Genomic DNA, 14,105 nt, shown 5'->3' on the forward strand with positions numbered 1-14,105 from the left:
GACGGCAGTATGACCTATGAAGCCTTGCGCCACGACGGCAGCGCCCCGAAAATTGCGTTCACCTTCCACGGAACCGGGGCGCAGGCTGCGCAACTACACGGCGTCGCCCAGCAGTTCCTGCCCGAACATCACGTCGTCAGCCCAGAGGGTGACGTGGACGAAGGCGGTGCGGCGCGCTTTTTCCGCCGTACAGGCGAAGGCGTTTACGACATGGACGACCTTGCCGCGCGCGTCGCGGCGATGGCGAAGTTCGTTCAGGCAGAGCGCGACCGCACCGGGGCGACCCACGCCACCGGCATCGGTTACTCCAACGGCGCGAATATCCTGTGTGCCACCGCGATGGCGCATCCAGACCTGTTCGACGCGCTGGTGCTGATGCACCCGCTTATCCCTTGGCAGCCACAACCGCAGCCCAAGATGGCGATGATGCGCGTCCTGATCACCGCAGGCCAGAACGATCCGATTTGCCCGGCACCACAGACGCAGGCGCTGGCAGAGTGGTTCACCGATCAAAAGGCCGATTGCCTGCTGGCGTGGCACCCCGGCGGCCATGAGGTTCAGCAATCCGAGATCGACGCGATCCGCGACTTTCTGGTTTAGCGACTAGAATGGTACCCGCGCGTCGAAGCGATGCCATGCGCCGCCGGTCGGGTGGCGCAGCTCCAGCGTTTGTGCGTGCAGCATAAGGCGCGGGTGGGCGCGGTCGTCGCCATTGGCATATAGCGTGTCCCCAAGGATCGGGTGCCCAAGCTGCTGCATATGAACCCGCAACTGATGCGACCGGCCCGTCAGCGGACGCAGGCGCATCCGGGTCTCTGCCCCAAGGCGCTCCAGCACCTCCCAATCGGTCTGGGCGGCGCGGCCTTTCTCGTAGTTCACGTGCTGCAGGGGGCGGTTTTCCCAATCGACGCAGAGCGGCAGATCCACCTGCCCCGCGTCCTGCGCCACCACCCCGGCAACCCGCGCGACATAGGCTTTGCGTGTCACCTTCTTTTCGAATTGCAGACCCAGATGGCGTTGTGCGTTGAGGGTGCGCGCGAAGACCATCACGCCAGAGGTGTCGCGGTCCAGACGATGGACAAGCAACACGCGCGGGTCATCCGCAAGTAGCCGCGCGATTACGCAATCGGCCAGTTGCGGCCCCTTCCCCGGCACCGACAACAGCCCCGCAGGCTTGTTCACCACCAGCAGATCATCGTCCTGATGCAGGATCGGAACCGGGCCGCTGGGCGGATCGTAGTCAGGCGCGGGCAAAGGTGGCATGCACGATCCGTTCCAGAGCATCCACGTCGGCGGCATCGAACGCGTCCGGCTGATCGCTATCGATATCCAACACCGCGATCAGCTCGCCAGAGGCATCGCGCACCGGCACAACGATCTCGGACCGAGTCGAAGATGCGCAGGCGATATGGCCCGGAAAGGCGTCCACATCCGCGACAAGCTGGGTTTCGCCCGTGCGCGCGGCCGCACCGCAGACGCCCCGATCAAACGGGATCGTCAGACAGCCGTGACCGCCTTGATATGGTCCGATCTTCAACAGGTCAGGCGCGACAACACGGTAGAAGCCGGTCCAATCGCAGCGCGGGTCCGAGTGGTGCAATTCGCATGCGACGGTGGCCATCAGGGCCACGGGGTCGCTCTCTCCGTCCGTCAGCGCCGCGATGCGGTCGGCCAGCGCGGTGTCTGTCAGTGCCATCCTATTTCCCGACAATGCTACCTTTTAAGCGGCTATTAGCATCGGTGTGTCACGGTGGCCATGCGCTGATAACAGAGGTGTCCGATGCAGATCGACATGCAGACCCGCGACAATGTTCTTATGGTTCGCCCCATGGAAGACCGGCTGGATGCCGCTGTCGCCGTGCAGTTCAAGGATGCGATGCGCGACCTGCCCATCGATGCCCCGGCTCGCGTGATTCTTGATATGGGCGGAGTGCAGTTCCTTGATTCCTCTGGGCTAGGGGCGGTGATCGGCGCGATGAAACTCCTCGCCCCCGCCCGTCGGCTTGAGATCGCGGATTTGACGCCGGCGGTGGCCAAGGTCTTCAAACTGACGCGCATGGAAAACTTCTTCACCATCCATGCCAGCGCCAGCGACGTGTCGCCGCCGCAGCCAGAGACCAGCCATGCCAGTTGAACGGATAGCGCCCCAGATCACAGGCGAAACCCTGTGTCGCCCCGATGGAAGACGAGAGCTGCGGGTCCTCTACCCAAGCGATCCCTTCGCGGTGCGCGCCGCCCTGAAGACGACAACCGATGCCCTGCGCGGCTTCGACGTGGCACAGGATGACTGCGATACGATCGAACTCGTCCTGGCAGAAGTTTTGAACAACGTAGGTGAGCATGCCTATCCGGGAGATGCATCCGGTATCGTGGAACTGCGCGTGGTCATCGCCACGGATTCCGTCGCCTGCGAAGTGCTGGATAATGGACCGTCGGTGCCGACGCACCTGCTGGATGGCCGCGATCCGCCAGTGCCCAGCGCGCTGCCAGAAGGCGGGTTCGGCTGGCATCTGATCCATTCGCTGTGCCGAGAGATCTCTTACACGCGCTTGGACGCGCGCAATATTCTGACGCTGGAAATCTCGCTGCACCGAAAGCTCACGCTTAGCTAGGCTGTGCCCTTTCCATCCGTTCGCACCGCCCCTAGCGTGGCCGCGATCAACGATGGGACTTACCAACATGCGTGATTTTCACCTGCCGGGCCGGTCGCCCGTCTACGCCTCCAACGGCATGTGCGCGACCTCTCATCCCTTGGCCGCGAAGGTCGCCGTTCAGACACTGGAAGCGGGCGGCAACGCGGTCGACGCGGCCATTGCGGGCGCTGTGCTGCTGGGGATCGCAGAGCCCCAGATGACCGGGATCGGCGGCGATTGCTTCGCGCTGATCTCGCAGCCCGGCAAAGACGTGGTCGCCGTGAACGGGTCGGGCCGCGCGCCGACGGCAATGGACGCGGCCAAGCTGCGCGCAGATGGCCACCGCCAGATGCCCCTGCGCCACGGCGCGGCCGTCACCGTTCCGGGCGCGATCGACGCCTTCTGCCGCATGTCGGAAGACTACGGAAAGCTTGGACTGCCGGATCTGCTCGCCCCAACAATCCACTACGCCGAGGAAGGCATCCCCGTGTCCGACCGCGTCGCCTTCGATTGGGCGCTCGACGCTGGAACGCTGTCCGGTGCCGCTCGGCGGGTCTACCTGCCCGACGGCAAGGCGCCCGCGCCGGGAACGATGTTCCGCGCGCCGATGCAGGCCGAAGTGCTACGCCGCGTGGCCGAACAGGGTCGCAGCGCGTTCTATGAGGGCGAGATCGCAGAGGACATGGTCGCCTGTCTGAACGCCGCCGGGGGCACGCATTCGCTGGCCGATTTCGCGGCGACCGAAGCCACCTACGGCACACCCGTCTCCGGCCATTACGGCGGCTATGAACTGGTCGAACATCCGCCCAATGGCCAAGGCGCGACCGCGATCCTGATGACCAACATCCTGTCGCACTTCGACATCGCCTCGATGGATCCCGTGGGCACCATGCGCGCCCATATCGAAGCCGAAGCCGCCAAGCTGGCCTACGACGCCCGCAACCGCTTCCTGTCAGACGAAGACCACGTCACCCGGCTGGAACACATGCTGTCGGCCGACACCGCCGAAGCGCTGGCAGCGTTGATCGACCCGAAGCGCGCCATGGGCGATCCGAGCGCCTTGTCGGGTGCGGTCCACAAGGACACGATCTACATCACCGTCGTGGACAAGGATCGCATGGCGGTGTCGCTGATCTACTCGATCTTCCACGGGTTCGGATCGGGCATCGCATCCGACAAGTTCGGCATCCTGTTCCAGAACCGGGGCGCCGGTTTCAGCCTGGAGGACGGCCACGCGAACGAGGCCGGTCCTAACAAGCGTCCGATGCACACGATCATCCCCGCCATGCTGAAGGTCGATGGCAAGGCCGTGATGCCCTTCGGTGTCATGGGCGGGGCCTACCAGCCTGCGGGCCACGCGCATTTCCTGTCGAACATCGCAGATTTCGGCATGTCACCCCAAGAGGCCATCGACTCGCCGCGCAGCTTCTCGGACGCCGGAACGCTGACCGTCGAGCGTGGGTACGCCGCGCAGGTCCGTCAGGAACTGGCCGACATGGGGCATTCGGTCAGCGTGCCGGAGAAGGCCATCGGCGGTGCGCAGGCGATCCAGATACACGACAACGGCGTGCTGGAAGGTGGGTCCGACCCGCGCAAGGACGGATGTGCGTTGGGCTATTGAGGGAGCAGACCATGGCGATCACACCCGTGTCCGAGCTTGTCGCGCAGGCCAAGGCGCGCATCACGACGCTGCCGCCCGATCAGGCCCGCGCCATGGCGGATGCGGGCGACGCGCTGCTGATCGACATTCGCGACGTGCGCGAGTTGCAGCGCGAAGGGCGCGTGCCAGGCGCCATTCATGCCCCACGCGGCATGCTGGAGTTCTGGGTGGACCCGGAAAGCCCCTATCACAAACCGGCCTTCGCGACCGACAAGACCCTGATCCTGTTCTGCGCAGGTGCAATGCGGTCCGCCTTGGCCGCAGCGACGCTACAGGACATGGGGGTGACCAATGTGGCCGAGATGGATGAGGGGTTCGGTGGCTGGAAGGACCGCGGCCTACCGGTCGAGCAGGACTAGTTCAGTTGGAAGTGCAGCGGATAGCTGCCGTCCTGTATTTCTCCGAAGAAGTCTTCAAGGTCGGGGTGGCCCACAGGCTCCCCGGAATAGTCGGCTTCAAGGTTCTGCTCGGACACATAGGCGACGTAATAGCTTTGATCGTTCTCGGCCAACAGGTGGTAGAACGGCTGATCGCGGGCCGGGCGCGCTTCTTCCGGGATCGACTCGTACCACTCCTCGGTGTTCGAGAATGTGGGGTCCACGTCGAAGACCACCCCCCGGAAAGGGTGCTTGCGATGGCGGACGATCTGCCCGAGATGATACCGTGCGCGGGTCTTCAGCATGGCGGATTCCCCCAATAAACGTGATTTAAGATGTAGAAACCTGAAGGCCGTGTCCATGACAACCGTAGGAAACACTCTGTGAACCTTGTCCTCACAGTGGGCGAGGTCGTCGCCCCCGTCTTCCTGTTGGCGGCCATCGGCTTCGTTTGGGTGCGTATGGGGCTGGCCTACGAGATCGAGTTCGTCACCCGCATGTCGATGACCCTAGGCGTGCCCTGCCTGATCTTCGTGTCGCTGATGAACACTGAAATCGACCCTGCGGCGCTGACCGTCGTGTCAGTGGCCGCCGTTGTGGCCTATGCCGCCGTGACCGTCGCGATGCTGGCGGTGGCGTTGCTGTTCCGGCTGGAGATCCGAACTTATCTTGCGCCACTGATCTTCGGGAATACCGGCAATCTTGGGCTTCCGCTGGCATTATTCGCCTTCGGGGACGAAGGTTTGGGCTATGCCGTCGTCGTTTTCGCCGTCATGGCGATCTATTCCTTCACCGCAGGCGTCTGGATCGTGTCTGGGGGTGGCTCACTGGTTCGCGTCATCAAGGAACCGATGGTCGCCGGAACGCTGCTGGGCGCGCTGTTCCTGTGGCAAGGCTGGCAGACGCCCGTTTTCCTGACGAACACCCTATCGCTGATCGGCCAGCTGGCGATCCCCTTGATGCTGATCACCCTAGGCGTCGCCGTCGCGCGGCTGACACCGCAAAGCTTCGGGCGGCCCGCAATCCTGTCGGTTCTGAAGGCGGCCGCGTGCACCGCCATCGCCGCGGCAGTTGGTCGCTATTTCGAACTTCCGCCCGTCGCTTTCGCCGCCCTCGTCATTCAGGTGGCGACGCCAGTCGCCGTTACATCCTACCTTCTGGCCACGAAATACGGGGCCGACGCGCAATCCGTCGCCAGCCTTGTGGTGGTCTCGACGCTGGCTTCAGTTCTGTATCTGCCGCTGATCCTTGCTTGGGTGATGTAGTCGCGCTTTGCGAAATCGGGATTTGCTGTTACGCTTTCTGCAAAACAAACAAACGACATTGAGCAGTCCCATGAACAAAGCCATCCGCGCCCTGGCGCTGTTGCTTCTCGTCGCGTCCTGTGGCGGCGAACGTCAGGCAACCGCCCCCCGCAATCTGGATAACGCCTGCGACATCGTCGACGAGCGTCCGCAGTACCTGCGCGCGATGCGCCGCACGCAGAACAAGTGGGGCATCCCTGTGCCCGTTCAGATGGCGACGATTCATCAGGAGAGTAAGTTCATCGGCAATGCGCGCACGCCGCTGCGCTTCTCGCTTGGGATCATTCCGATGGGCCGCCAAAGCAGCGCTTATGGCTACAGCCAGGCGTTGGACGGCACGTGGGAAGAGTACAAGGATGACCAACGCCGCCGCCGTGCAAAGCGGGACGATATCGACGACGCGACGGATTTCATGGGGTGGTACATGGACGCGACGACGCAGCGTCTTGGGATCTCCAAGGGCGACGCGAAGAACCAGTATCTGGCCTACCACGAAGGCCGGACAGGTTTCGCGCGCGGCAGCTACAACGCGAAGCCTTGGCTGCTGACGGTGTCGGACCGGGTGCAGGCGCGCGCCGTGCGCTACGAGGCACAGCTGCGCGCCTGCAATCGTCTGTAGGGATCAGCCCCCGCGAGAGTTGATCTCGGTCGGAATCGAGAAGTAGCTGGCCGGCAGTCCACCGACACGCTGCAGATCGCCCAGCGCGGTGGTTGTGCGATTGCCCTGACCGTCGATCACGACCCACTGGCGCAGCTGCACCGGATCGCCCGTGAACACCATCTCCAGCGAACCATACTGCGGGCGCTGGGGGTCCTGCGCGGTCACGATGGTCTTGTTGCCGTCTTGGCGGTGGCCCTGCACCATGCCCGCGCGGCCAAGGTTCACGTTCTGCTCAAGGATGATCGACAGCGGCGTCTCGCTCAGCGGATATTGCTCCGGCCGGCGCGAGTTGGATTTGGCGTCGAACACGGCAACCTGTCCGCCACCTGCCATCACCAGCATCTGCTCGGGCGGGTTGTAGTCGAAACGCATCCGGCCGGGACGGTTGATATACAGCGTACCGGTCGAAATCGTACCGTCGTTGTTGATCTGGGTGAACCCGGCCTGCGCGGTCGTCAGGCTGTTCAAATATTGCGACAATTGCGCCAGCGGTATCGGCGCGGCTTGGGCGGGCATCGCGGCCAGACCAAGGGTCGCGGCAGTTCCTGCAAGCATGGTGCGGCGGGTGAGCATCGGGAATCTCCGTCTTGTGTGCTGGGACTGATATAGGCCCGGACCTCGCGCACACCAAAAGTCATCGCATAACGACGCCGTGTCGCAGGATGGAACCGGGCGCTGCGCGGGACGCTTGAGTGGTCGAAGGGCGGATCGCCGCCCGTGAAATTACGTACGAGGAGATTTCCCATGCCAGAAGCATTCGTCAAAGGCCTGAACGACAACACCCGCACCAAAACCATTGATCTGCTGAACGCCCGCCTCGCGGACGTTATCTCGCTGGCCATGGCCGTGAAGCAGGCGCACTGGAACCTGCGGGGCGCCGGTTTCATCGGTGTGCACGAGTTGTTGGATGACGTGGCCGACCGCCTGCGCGAATCCTCTGACCTGATCGCAGAGCGTGCCGTGATCCTGGGTGGCATCGCCCGGGGCACCACCGAGGTCGTGGCCGAGCAGACCACCATGGCCGCCTATCCGGTCGAAGAGAAAGAGCTTCAGATCCACGTCGAAGCGCTGAAAGAGCGGTTCCTGGATGTGGGCGAAAAGGTCCGCGCGGCCATCGGCGAAGCTGGCGAGATGGGCGAGGACGACGTGGAAGACCTGTTCACCGAAGTCTCGCGTCAGATCGACAAGGACGCGTGGTTCATCGGCGCAAACTCTCCCGTTCCCGCATCCTGATCGGCCGGTTGCCGAAAAGTCATCCTACCTGGCCCTCGGGCCAGGTAACAATTTTGTAACGGACGCTGGACCATCCCGCCGACTTTCATCATCAGCGGCGGCATGTTGCTCTCATCGCGTTCGATTATCCCGCTTTACATCATTGTGGCTTCCATCGTTGTTCTGACGGACTGGACCCGCCTCGCCGACACCGCAAACCTGACCAGAGAGAATGGCAGCGTCGAGACGATGTCTATGGTGGGATATCTGGCCGCGCTGGCGGTGTACCTGCTGCGATCCGGCAAGCAGACGTTCTGGCCAGTGCCCGTCGTCCTTGGCCTGATGGCTCTGCGAGAGTTCGATGCCGACAAACGCTTTACCAGTGAAGGCCTGTTGAGCACCAATATCTTCAGCGCCGACACTCTTCTGTGGGAAAAGGGACTTGCGGTCGGCCTATGGGCGCTGCTGGTCTGCACGCTATTCACCCTGATCCGCTACCGTGCCGCACCTTTTGCGGCCGCGCTGCGCACGGGGTCGCGTTGGGCCATCCTGCTGTTAGCGGCGATCGGCATTGCGGCCTTCAGCAAGTCGATCGATGGGCTTGCACGGAAGCTCTCGCCCCTGAACATCGACGTCAGCGATCAAGTGTCCGCAGGAGCCGGAACGCTTGAAGAGATGTTGGAGCTTCTGATCCCGGTTCTGTTCATGCTTGCAATGACCCGCAAGAAGGATCGGCAGGATGCGCGCGTAAGCGACGACGCCATGCAACCTGCCGAATAGGCCTGCTTACTGAACCTCTGGCACCAGCACCTCGCGCTTGCCCACATGGTTGGCCGAGGACACGACACCTTCTTCTTCCATCTGCTCCACCAGCTTCGCGGCCTTGTTGTAGCCGATGCCCAGCTTGCGCTGGATGTAGCTGGTCGAACACTTGCGATCCCGCGCGACGATCTGCACCGCCTCGTCGTACTGCGCGTCCTCGCCGTTGGTGTTGCCACCCAGGCCCAGCACGGCGTCGATGTCGGACTCCTTGCCGTCCTCCGGGCCTTCCACGACGCCGGACTTGTAGTCGGGCGGGCCGAAGGACTTGAGGTAGGTCACGATTTCCTCGACCTCCTCGTCCGAACAGAACGGGCCGTGGACGCGGGTGATCTTCGATCCACCGGCCATGTACAGCATATCGCCCATGCCCAGCAGCTGCTCGGCCCCCTGCTCGCCCAGAATGGTGCGGCTGTCGATCTTGCTGGTCACGCTGAACGAGATCCGCGTCGGGAAGTTCGCCTTGATCGTACCGGTGATGACGTCGACGGATGGACGCTGCGTGGCCATGATCAGGTGGATGCCGGACGCCCGCGCCATCTGCGCCAAGCGCTGAATGCAGGCTTCGATCTCCTTGCCCGCGACCATCATCAGGTCGGCCATCTCGTCCACGACGACGACGATGTAGGGCAGGATTTCAGGCACCGTCTCTTCGGTTTCGAAGATCGGCTCTCCGGTGTCCTCATCGAAGCCGGTCTGGACAGTGCGCTCGAACAGCTCACCCTTGGCCAGCGCGTCCTTCACCCGGCCATTGAAGCCGTCGATGTTGCGCACGCCCATCTTGGACATCTTGCGGTAGCGGTCCTCCATCTCTCCGACGACCCACTTCAGCGCGACGACGGCCTTCTTGGGATCGGTGACGACGGGCGACAGCAGGTGCGGGATGCCGTCATAGACGGACAGTTCCAGCATCTTGGGGTCGATCATGATCATCCGGCACTCTTCCGGCGTCAGCTTGTAGAGCAGTGACAGGATCATCGTGTTGATCGCCACGGACTTACCCGAACCGGTCGTACCCGCGATCAGAAGGTGGGGCATCTTGGCCAGATTGGCGATGACGGGATCGCCGCCGATATCCTTGCCCAGCGCCAATGGCAGCTGGTGGTTGCCGTCACCGAAGTCGCGGTCAGAAAGGATCTCACGCAGTACGCACATCTCGCGCTTTTCATTGGGCAATTCGATGCCGATGACGCTGCGGCCCGGCACGGTAGAGACACGCGCGGACAGGGCGGACATCGAGCGCGCGATATCGTCTGACAGGCCGATCACGCGGGATGCCTTCAGGCCCGGCGCAGGCTCCAGCTCGTACATGGTGACGACGGGGCCGGGGCGGACGCTGACGATTTCGCCCTTAACGCCGTAGTCGTCCAGCACCGTTTCCAGCATCCGCGCGTTCTCTTCCAGCGCCTCGTCGGACAGAACGTGACGCTCCACACCAGAAGGGTCGGCCAGCAGGTTCAGCGGCGGATGCTCGTAGTCCGAATGGCGGTCCTCGAACGACAGCGAGGGCTGCGCTTCTTCCTTCGCGCGGGTGGACGGGCGCAGGGGCTTTTTCTGAACATGCTGCACCTTCGGCTTCGGGGCTTCGCGCACGACCTGCGGGGCGAAAGCGGGTGCAGACTGCGCATCGTATTCGACCGGCGCTGCGGTCATCGGCTCGGCCTCGAACACCTCATCCTCTTCGATGGCGGTGTCGGCCATGACCGGCGCTTTCGGCAGGATGATCGGCTGCGGTCCCTTGGGATGACGGCGCTTGACCTGCGGTTCGATCCGCGGACCGGCGGTCAGCATCGGTTGTGCGCGCGCACGGCTGCGGATGGCGTCGCTGATCTTGCCCTTGATGCGCTCACCGCTGGCGTATTGGTCGGGCATGTCGACTTCGGGCAGGTATTCCGGCTCATCCTGCGCGGTCAGGCCCAGCTTGTCGCCAAGGCGCGACAGGAAGCCCTGCGGCTCTTCGTACTCGTAAGCATCCTCGATCTCGTCCCAATCCGGCTCTGGCGCGGGGATCGGTGTGGCGCGAAGCACCGGGCGCTTCGGCATGGCGGGCATCTCCGGCTCGGGCGACAGAGAGCGTTCGGCGCGGGCGACACGCGCCGCCTCCAGCCGTTCCGCCGCGAGGCGCGCACCACTGCTGACACCGCGCGCGACACCGCGCTGGCCAAGGCCAAGAACCGCCACGATACCGGCGTAGGTGAAAATCGTTCCCGCCAGCAGCCAGTTCACGATGGTCTTCACCTCATGCTTTGTGAAGCCCAGCACGAAGCCACCCACCGCAACGGTGAGAACCATGATGAACAGCGCCGTCATCTTCAGGCCGAATGCGCCATCGACACCGAACAGGCCGAAGAGCGTGCCGAGCGCTGTGTCGCCGAACAAGCCGCCAAGCCCGAAGCTCTGCTCCCAGCCTGCGCCGGGCGTGTGGGTGGACAGGTAGATCGCCAGCAGGGCCACGCCGATGGGTACGAAAACGGCGCGCGAGACAGCCCGTTCCGCGCCCATGTGGAACAGAAAGCGGCCGCCCCAGACCATGAAGGACGCGACCACACCCCAAGACGCCAGCCCCGCGATGATGATCGCTGGTCCGGCAACGGACGCACCCATCCGCCCGAAGATGTTGCGCGCGGGATCGGTGGTCGCGGTCAGCCAAGATGGATCGCCCGGAACATAGGTGCCCAGCATCAGTGCCAGCACCAGCCCCGCTCCGATCAGGGCGATGCCGAACAACTCCTTGCCACGCCGCTCCAGGATCGCCTGGGTGTCGCTGTCGAACAGGGGGTCACGCCCGCGCGTCTGATAAGCCATACCGTTCCTCTTACGCATAAAGACAGTCGCGCAGCTTGATCAGCCCGCTCTGCAGTTCGTCTTCGTGGGCGACCAATGCCGCCCGGATGTATCCCGCACCGGGGTTCGCGCCGCCGACATCGCGGCTTAGATAATTGCCCGGCAGCACCCGCACGCCGGTCTCCTGCCACAGCTTCAGCGTGGCGGCTTCGGCGTCGTCCACCGGCAGCCACAGGAAGAACCCGGCCTCTGGCGCCGCGCAACCGTCGATGCCGTCGAACACCGCATCCACCATGTCGTACTTCGCGACGTAGCGGCGACGGGACGCGACGACATGATCCTCGTCCCGCCATACTGCCGCGCTGGCCGTCTGGATCGGGCCGGGCAGCGGCGCGCCCGCGTAGTCGCGCAACTGCTTCATCCGCGCCATGCTTTTCGGGCCAGCGACGGCAAAACCGGATCGCAACCCCGGCAGGTTCGAGCGCTTGGACAGCGAGTGGAAAATCACGATCCGCTCGGGGTCCGCGCCCATGGAATGCGCCACCTGCAACGCGCCCGGCGGCGGGGTATCGCGGTAGATTTCCGAATAGCATTCGTCGGCAAAGATGCGGAAATCATGCTTTTCGGCCAGCGCGATCAGGTCGCGCCAATAATCTTCCGTCGCCACCGCGCCCTGCGGGTTCGAGGGTGAGCAGATGTAGGCGATGGCAGTGCGATCCAGCGTCTTGGCGTCCAGCGCGGTGTAATCCGGCAGGAACCCGCTCTGCGCCGTCGCGGGCACGTAGACAGGCTGCGCGCCCATCGCAAGCGCGGCAACGGCATAGACCTGGTAGAACGGGTTGGGCGTCAGGATGACGGGTGCGTCTTCCGGGCACAACGCGACGGCGGTGTTGAACAGCCCCTCTCGGGTGCCGTTCAAGGGCAGCACCTGCGTGCGGGCGTCGACGGTCACACGATAGCGACGGGCCACCCATTCGGCGATGGCGTCCTGCAAATCGGCGTGGCCATGGTTCGGGGGATAGCGCCCGAAATCGGCGGCGCTTTCGGTCAGTATCTGGGACACGAAGGCGGGCGGATCGTGGCGCGGCTCTCCGATGGACATGTGCAGCACAGGACCGCCCGCGTCATGCGGGTCGAGCAGCGCCCGCAAACGCGGAAACGCATAGTCCGGCAGGGCCGAGAACCGGCTTGGAAACTGCATTGCTGTGCCTCACGGGTCGGGGTCTGACGCCCCATTTGCGTCGATCCTAGCCTGTGTCCGGCGTGCGCGTCCAGAAATTGCCATGTCGCATCGCGGGCTTGGGGGCTTGCCTGTGTCTTTTACGCCAGCGCCGATTCGGCAGCACGCCCCAAGCGCAACAATCGCCCTTCCGTGCGCGACGGCGTTTGCAGCAGCAGCCCGACCGACGGCGTATCGGTCGGCAGCGTCAGCCCCGGAAGGCCCATCAGGTTGCCGATCCGGGTGTTGCGCAGGGTCTTAAGGTTCCGCTCGGCATAGAATTCGGCGTCCGTCTCAAGCCGCGCCCGCTTCGGTGGCAGCATCGGGCAGGTTGGCAGCAGGACAGCATCGAAGCCCGCGGTGTCCGCCGCATAGTCGTGGCGCAGCGCCTCTAGCCGCACCCAAGCGGCAACGTAGTCCGGCGCGCTGACATCCGCGCCGCCCCGGAACCGCTCTCTCACCGGGGCAAACATCTTGTCGGGCGCGGCCTCGATGGTGTCGCGCCAGTGGCCGTAGGCCTCGGCGGCGAAGAGGGTTGCGGACAGCGGCATCGCCTTCGCCACGGCGGGCACCTTGCGGCGGACAATCGTCGCCCCCGCAGACTCCAGCTTGCGCACCGCACGGTCGAACGCATCGCCGATGGGGCCTTCCAGATCGTCAAGCGCGCTTGTCTCCAGCACCATCAGCCGTGTGCCAGACAGGCTGACGCCCCGCAGATCGCACGCACCGCCGCCCAGCGCCGCGAACAGCAGCGCCGCATCCTCGACAGAGCGCGCCAGTGGCCCGACCGTATCGAAGCGCGGCGCAAGGGGCACGACGCCATCCAGGGGCAGCACGCCACTGGTGGTCTTCAGACCCACTAAATCGTTCCACGCCGCGGGCACCCGCACCGATCCGCCCGTGTCCGACCCGATAGCCCCCGCCGCCAGCCCGAACGCGACCGATGTGGCCGCACCAGAGGACGAGCCGCCCGACACCGCGTCCGCATCGTTCACACAAGGCGGCGTGCCGGTCATGGGGTTCAGCCCAAGGCCAGAGAACGCCAGCTCGCTCATGTGCGTTTTGCCCAGACACACGAGGCCCGCGCGCGAACCACGCGCCAGCACCGCCGCGTCGGCCTCCGGCACGCGACCCTCCAGCAGCCGGCTGCCCGCTTCGGTCGCGACGCCTGCACTGTCGAACAGGTCTTTCCACGACACCGGCACCCCATCCAGAAGTTCGCGCCGCACGCCATTCCGAGCGCGCCCAGCGGCGGCCATAGCCTCGGCGCGCGCGCGATCCGGCGTGGTGCGGGCGTAGATCCGGTCAGACAGGTCGTGGTCCGCGATGGCGTCCAGATGCGCCTCGCACAGCTCCACGGGGTCGATCTGGCCCGCGCCGATGCCGCGTCCCAGTTCCGAAGCGCTCACCCTGAGCCAATCCATCGCACACCTCTT

At 64.4% G+C, this 14,105-nt stretch carries 16 protein-coding genes; 9 read left to right on the forward strand and 7 right to left on the reverse strand.

Annotated features, from left to right (window positions below; all coding sequences use genetic code 11):
• The first annotated feature begins 9 nt into the window (after positions 1-9).
• On the forward strand, positions 10-600 hold the full coding sequence (locus FIU81_RS14235; RefSeq protein WP_124110419.1) for an alpha/beta hydrolase: 591 nt from the start codon (positions 10-12) through the stop codon (positions 598-600).
• A 3-nt stretch (positions 601-603) separates the two neighbouring features.
• Here FIU81_RS14235 and FIU81_RS14240 read toward each other — a convergent pair whose 3' ends face one another.
• Together FIU81_RS14240 and FIU81_RS14245 are read right to left on the reverse strand one after the other, a co-directional pair.
• Positions 604-1,263: an RluA family pseudouridine synthase gene (locus tag FIU81_RS14240; protein WP_124110418.1), complete on the reverse strand. Its 660-nt coding sequence runs from the start codon at positions 1,261-1,263 to the stop codon at positions 604-606.
• The gene (locus FIU81_RS14245; protein ID WP_124110417.1) at positions 1,241-1,696 is read right to left on the reverse strand and encodes a GAF domain-containing protein; all 456 of its coding nucleotides are present in this window, start codon (positions 1,694-1,696) and stop codon (positions 1,241-1,243) included. Before FIU81_RS14245 ends, FIU81_RS14240 begins: the two co-directional genes overlap by 23 nt.
• Positions 1,697-1,780: 84 nt before the next feature.
• Here FIU81_RS14245 and FIU81_RS14250 point away from each other — a divergent pair, with 84 nt between their 5' ends.
• The 4 genes from FIU81_RS14250 (at position 1,781) to FIU81_RS14265 (ending at position 4,652) form a co-directional block, all read left to right on the forward strand.
• Positions 1,781-2,134 (forward strand): STAS domain-containing protein, encoded by a 354-nt coding sequence (locus FIU81_RS14250; protein ID WP_124110416.1) that lies wholly within the window; start codon positions 1,781-1,783, stop codon positions 2,132-2,134.
• Positions 2,124-2,612: an ATP-binding protein gene (locus FIU81_RS14255; protein ID WP_172971483.1), complete on the forward strand. Its 489-nt coding sequence runs from the start codon at positions 2,124-2,126 to the stop codon at positions 2,610-2,612. Before FIU81_RS14250 ends, FIU81_RS14255 begins: the two co-directional genes overlap by 11 nt.
• 67 nt (positions 2,613-2,679) lie before the next feature.
• Complete coding sequence (locus FIU81_RS14260; RefSeq protein WP_124110414.1) at positions 2,680-4,254, forward strand: gamma-glutamyltransferase family protein; 1,575 nt, start codon at positions 2,680-2,682, stop codon at positions 4,252-4,254.
• Positions 4,255-4,265: 11 nt separating this feature from the next.
• Complete coding sequence (locus FIU81_RS14265; RefSeq protein ID WP_124110413.1) at positions 4,266-4,652, forward strand: rhodanese-like domain-containing protein; 387 nt, start codon at positions 4,266-4,268, stop codon at positions 4,650-4,652.
• On the opposite strand, the gene hspQ is transcribed toward FIU81_RS14265, so the two are convergent.
• On the reverse strand, positions 4,649-4,975 hold the full coding sequence (hspQ, locus tag FIU81_RS14270) for a heat shock protein HspQ (RefSeq protein WP_124110412.1): 327 nt from the start codon (positions 4,973-4,975) through the stop codon (positions 4,649-4,651). The genes FIU81_RS14265 and hspQ overlap by 4 nt on opposite strands.
• Positions 4,976-5,053: 78 nt before the next feature.
• Between hspQ and FIU81_RS14275 the strand changes: the two genes are divergently transcribed.
• Together FIU81_RS14275 and FIU81_RS14280 are read left to right on the forward strand one after the other, a co-directional pair.
• Positions 5,054-5,935, forward strand: a complete 882-nt coding sequence (locus FIU81_RS14275; RefSeq protein WP_124110411.1) for an AEC family transporter — start codon at positions 5,054-5,056, stop codon at positions 5,933-5,935.
• Between the two features lie 70 nt (positions 5,936-6,005).
• Positions 6,006-6,593, forward strand: a complete 588-nt coding sequence (locus tag FIU81_RS14280; RefSeq protein ID WP_124110410.1) for a lytic transglycosylase — start codon at positions 6,006-6,008, stop codon at positions 6,591-6,593.
• 3 nt (positions 6,594-6,596) lie between these two features.
• Here the strand turns inward: FIU81_RS14280 and FIU81_RS14285 are convergent, their stop codons facing one another.
• Positions 6,597-7,208 (reverse strand): LolA family protein, encoded by a 612-nt coding sequence (locus tag FIU81_RS14285; protein ID WP_124110409.1) that lies wholly within the window; start codon positions 7,206-7,208, stop codon positions 6,597-6,599.
• Between the two features lie 171 nt (positions 7,209-7,379).
• Here FIU81_RS14285 and dps point away from each other — a divergent pair, with 171 nt between their 5' ends.
• Together dps and FIU81_RS14295 are read left to right on the forward strand one after the other, a co-directional pair.
• A complete protein-coding gene (gene dps, locus FIU81_RS14290) occupies positions 7,380-7,868 on the forward strand; it encodes a DNA starvation/stationary phase protection protein Dps (RefSeq protein ID WP_124110408.1) in 489 nt (162 codons plus the stop codon).
• A gap of 102 nt (positions 7,869-7,970) precedes the next feature.
• Entirely contained in the window at positions 7,971-8,627 is a 657-nt protein-coding gene (locus FIU81_RS14295) for a hypothetical protein (RefSeq protein ID WP_124110407.1), read from the forward strand.
• A 6-nt stretch (positions 8,628-8,633) separates the two neighbouring features.
• Here the strand turns inward: FIU81_RS14295 and FIU81_RS14300 are convergent, their stop codons facing one another.
• From FIU81_RS14300 to FIU81_RS14310, 3 genes are all read right to left on the reverse strand, one after another.
• A complete protein-coding gene (locus FIU81_RS14300) occupies positions 8,634-11,471 on the reverse strand; it encodes a DNA translocase FtsK (RefSeq protein ID WP_124110406.1) in 2,838 nt (945 codons plus the stop codon).
• A 10-nt stretch (positions 11,472-11,481) separates the two neighbouring features.
• The gene (locus FIU81_RS14305; RefSeq protein ID WP_124110405.1) at positions 11,482-12,651 is read right to left on the reverse strand and encodes an aminotransferase class I/II-fold pyridoxal phosphate-dependent enzyme; all 1,170 of its coding nucleotides are present in this window, start codon (positions 12,649-12,651) and stop codon (positions 11,482-11,484) included.
• 119 nt (positions 12,652-12,770) lie between these two features.
• On the reverse strand, positions 12,771-14,093 hold the full coding sequence (locus FIU81_RS14310) for an amidase (RefSeq protein ID WP_124110404.1): 1,323 nt from the start codon (positions 14,091-14,093) through the stop codon (positions 12,771-12,773).
• Positions 14,094-14,105: the final 12 nt, after the last annotated feature.

The sequence above is a fragment of the Palleronia sp. THAF1 genome, from assembly GCF_009363795.1.
Taxonomy (GTDB): Bacteria; Pseudomonadota; Alphaproteobacteria; order Rhodobacterales; family Rhodobacteraceae; genus Palleronia.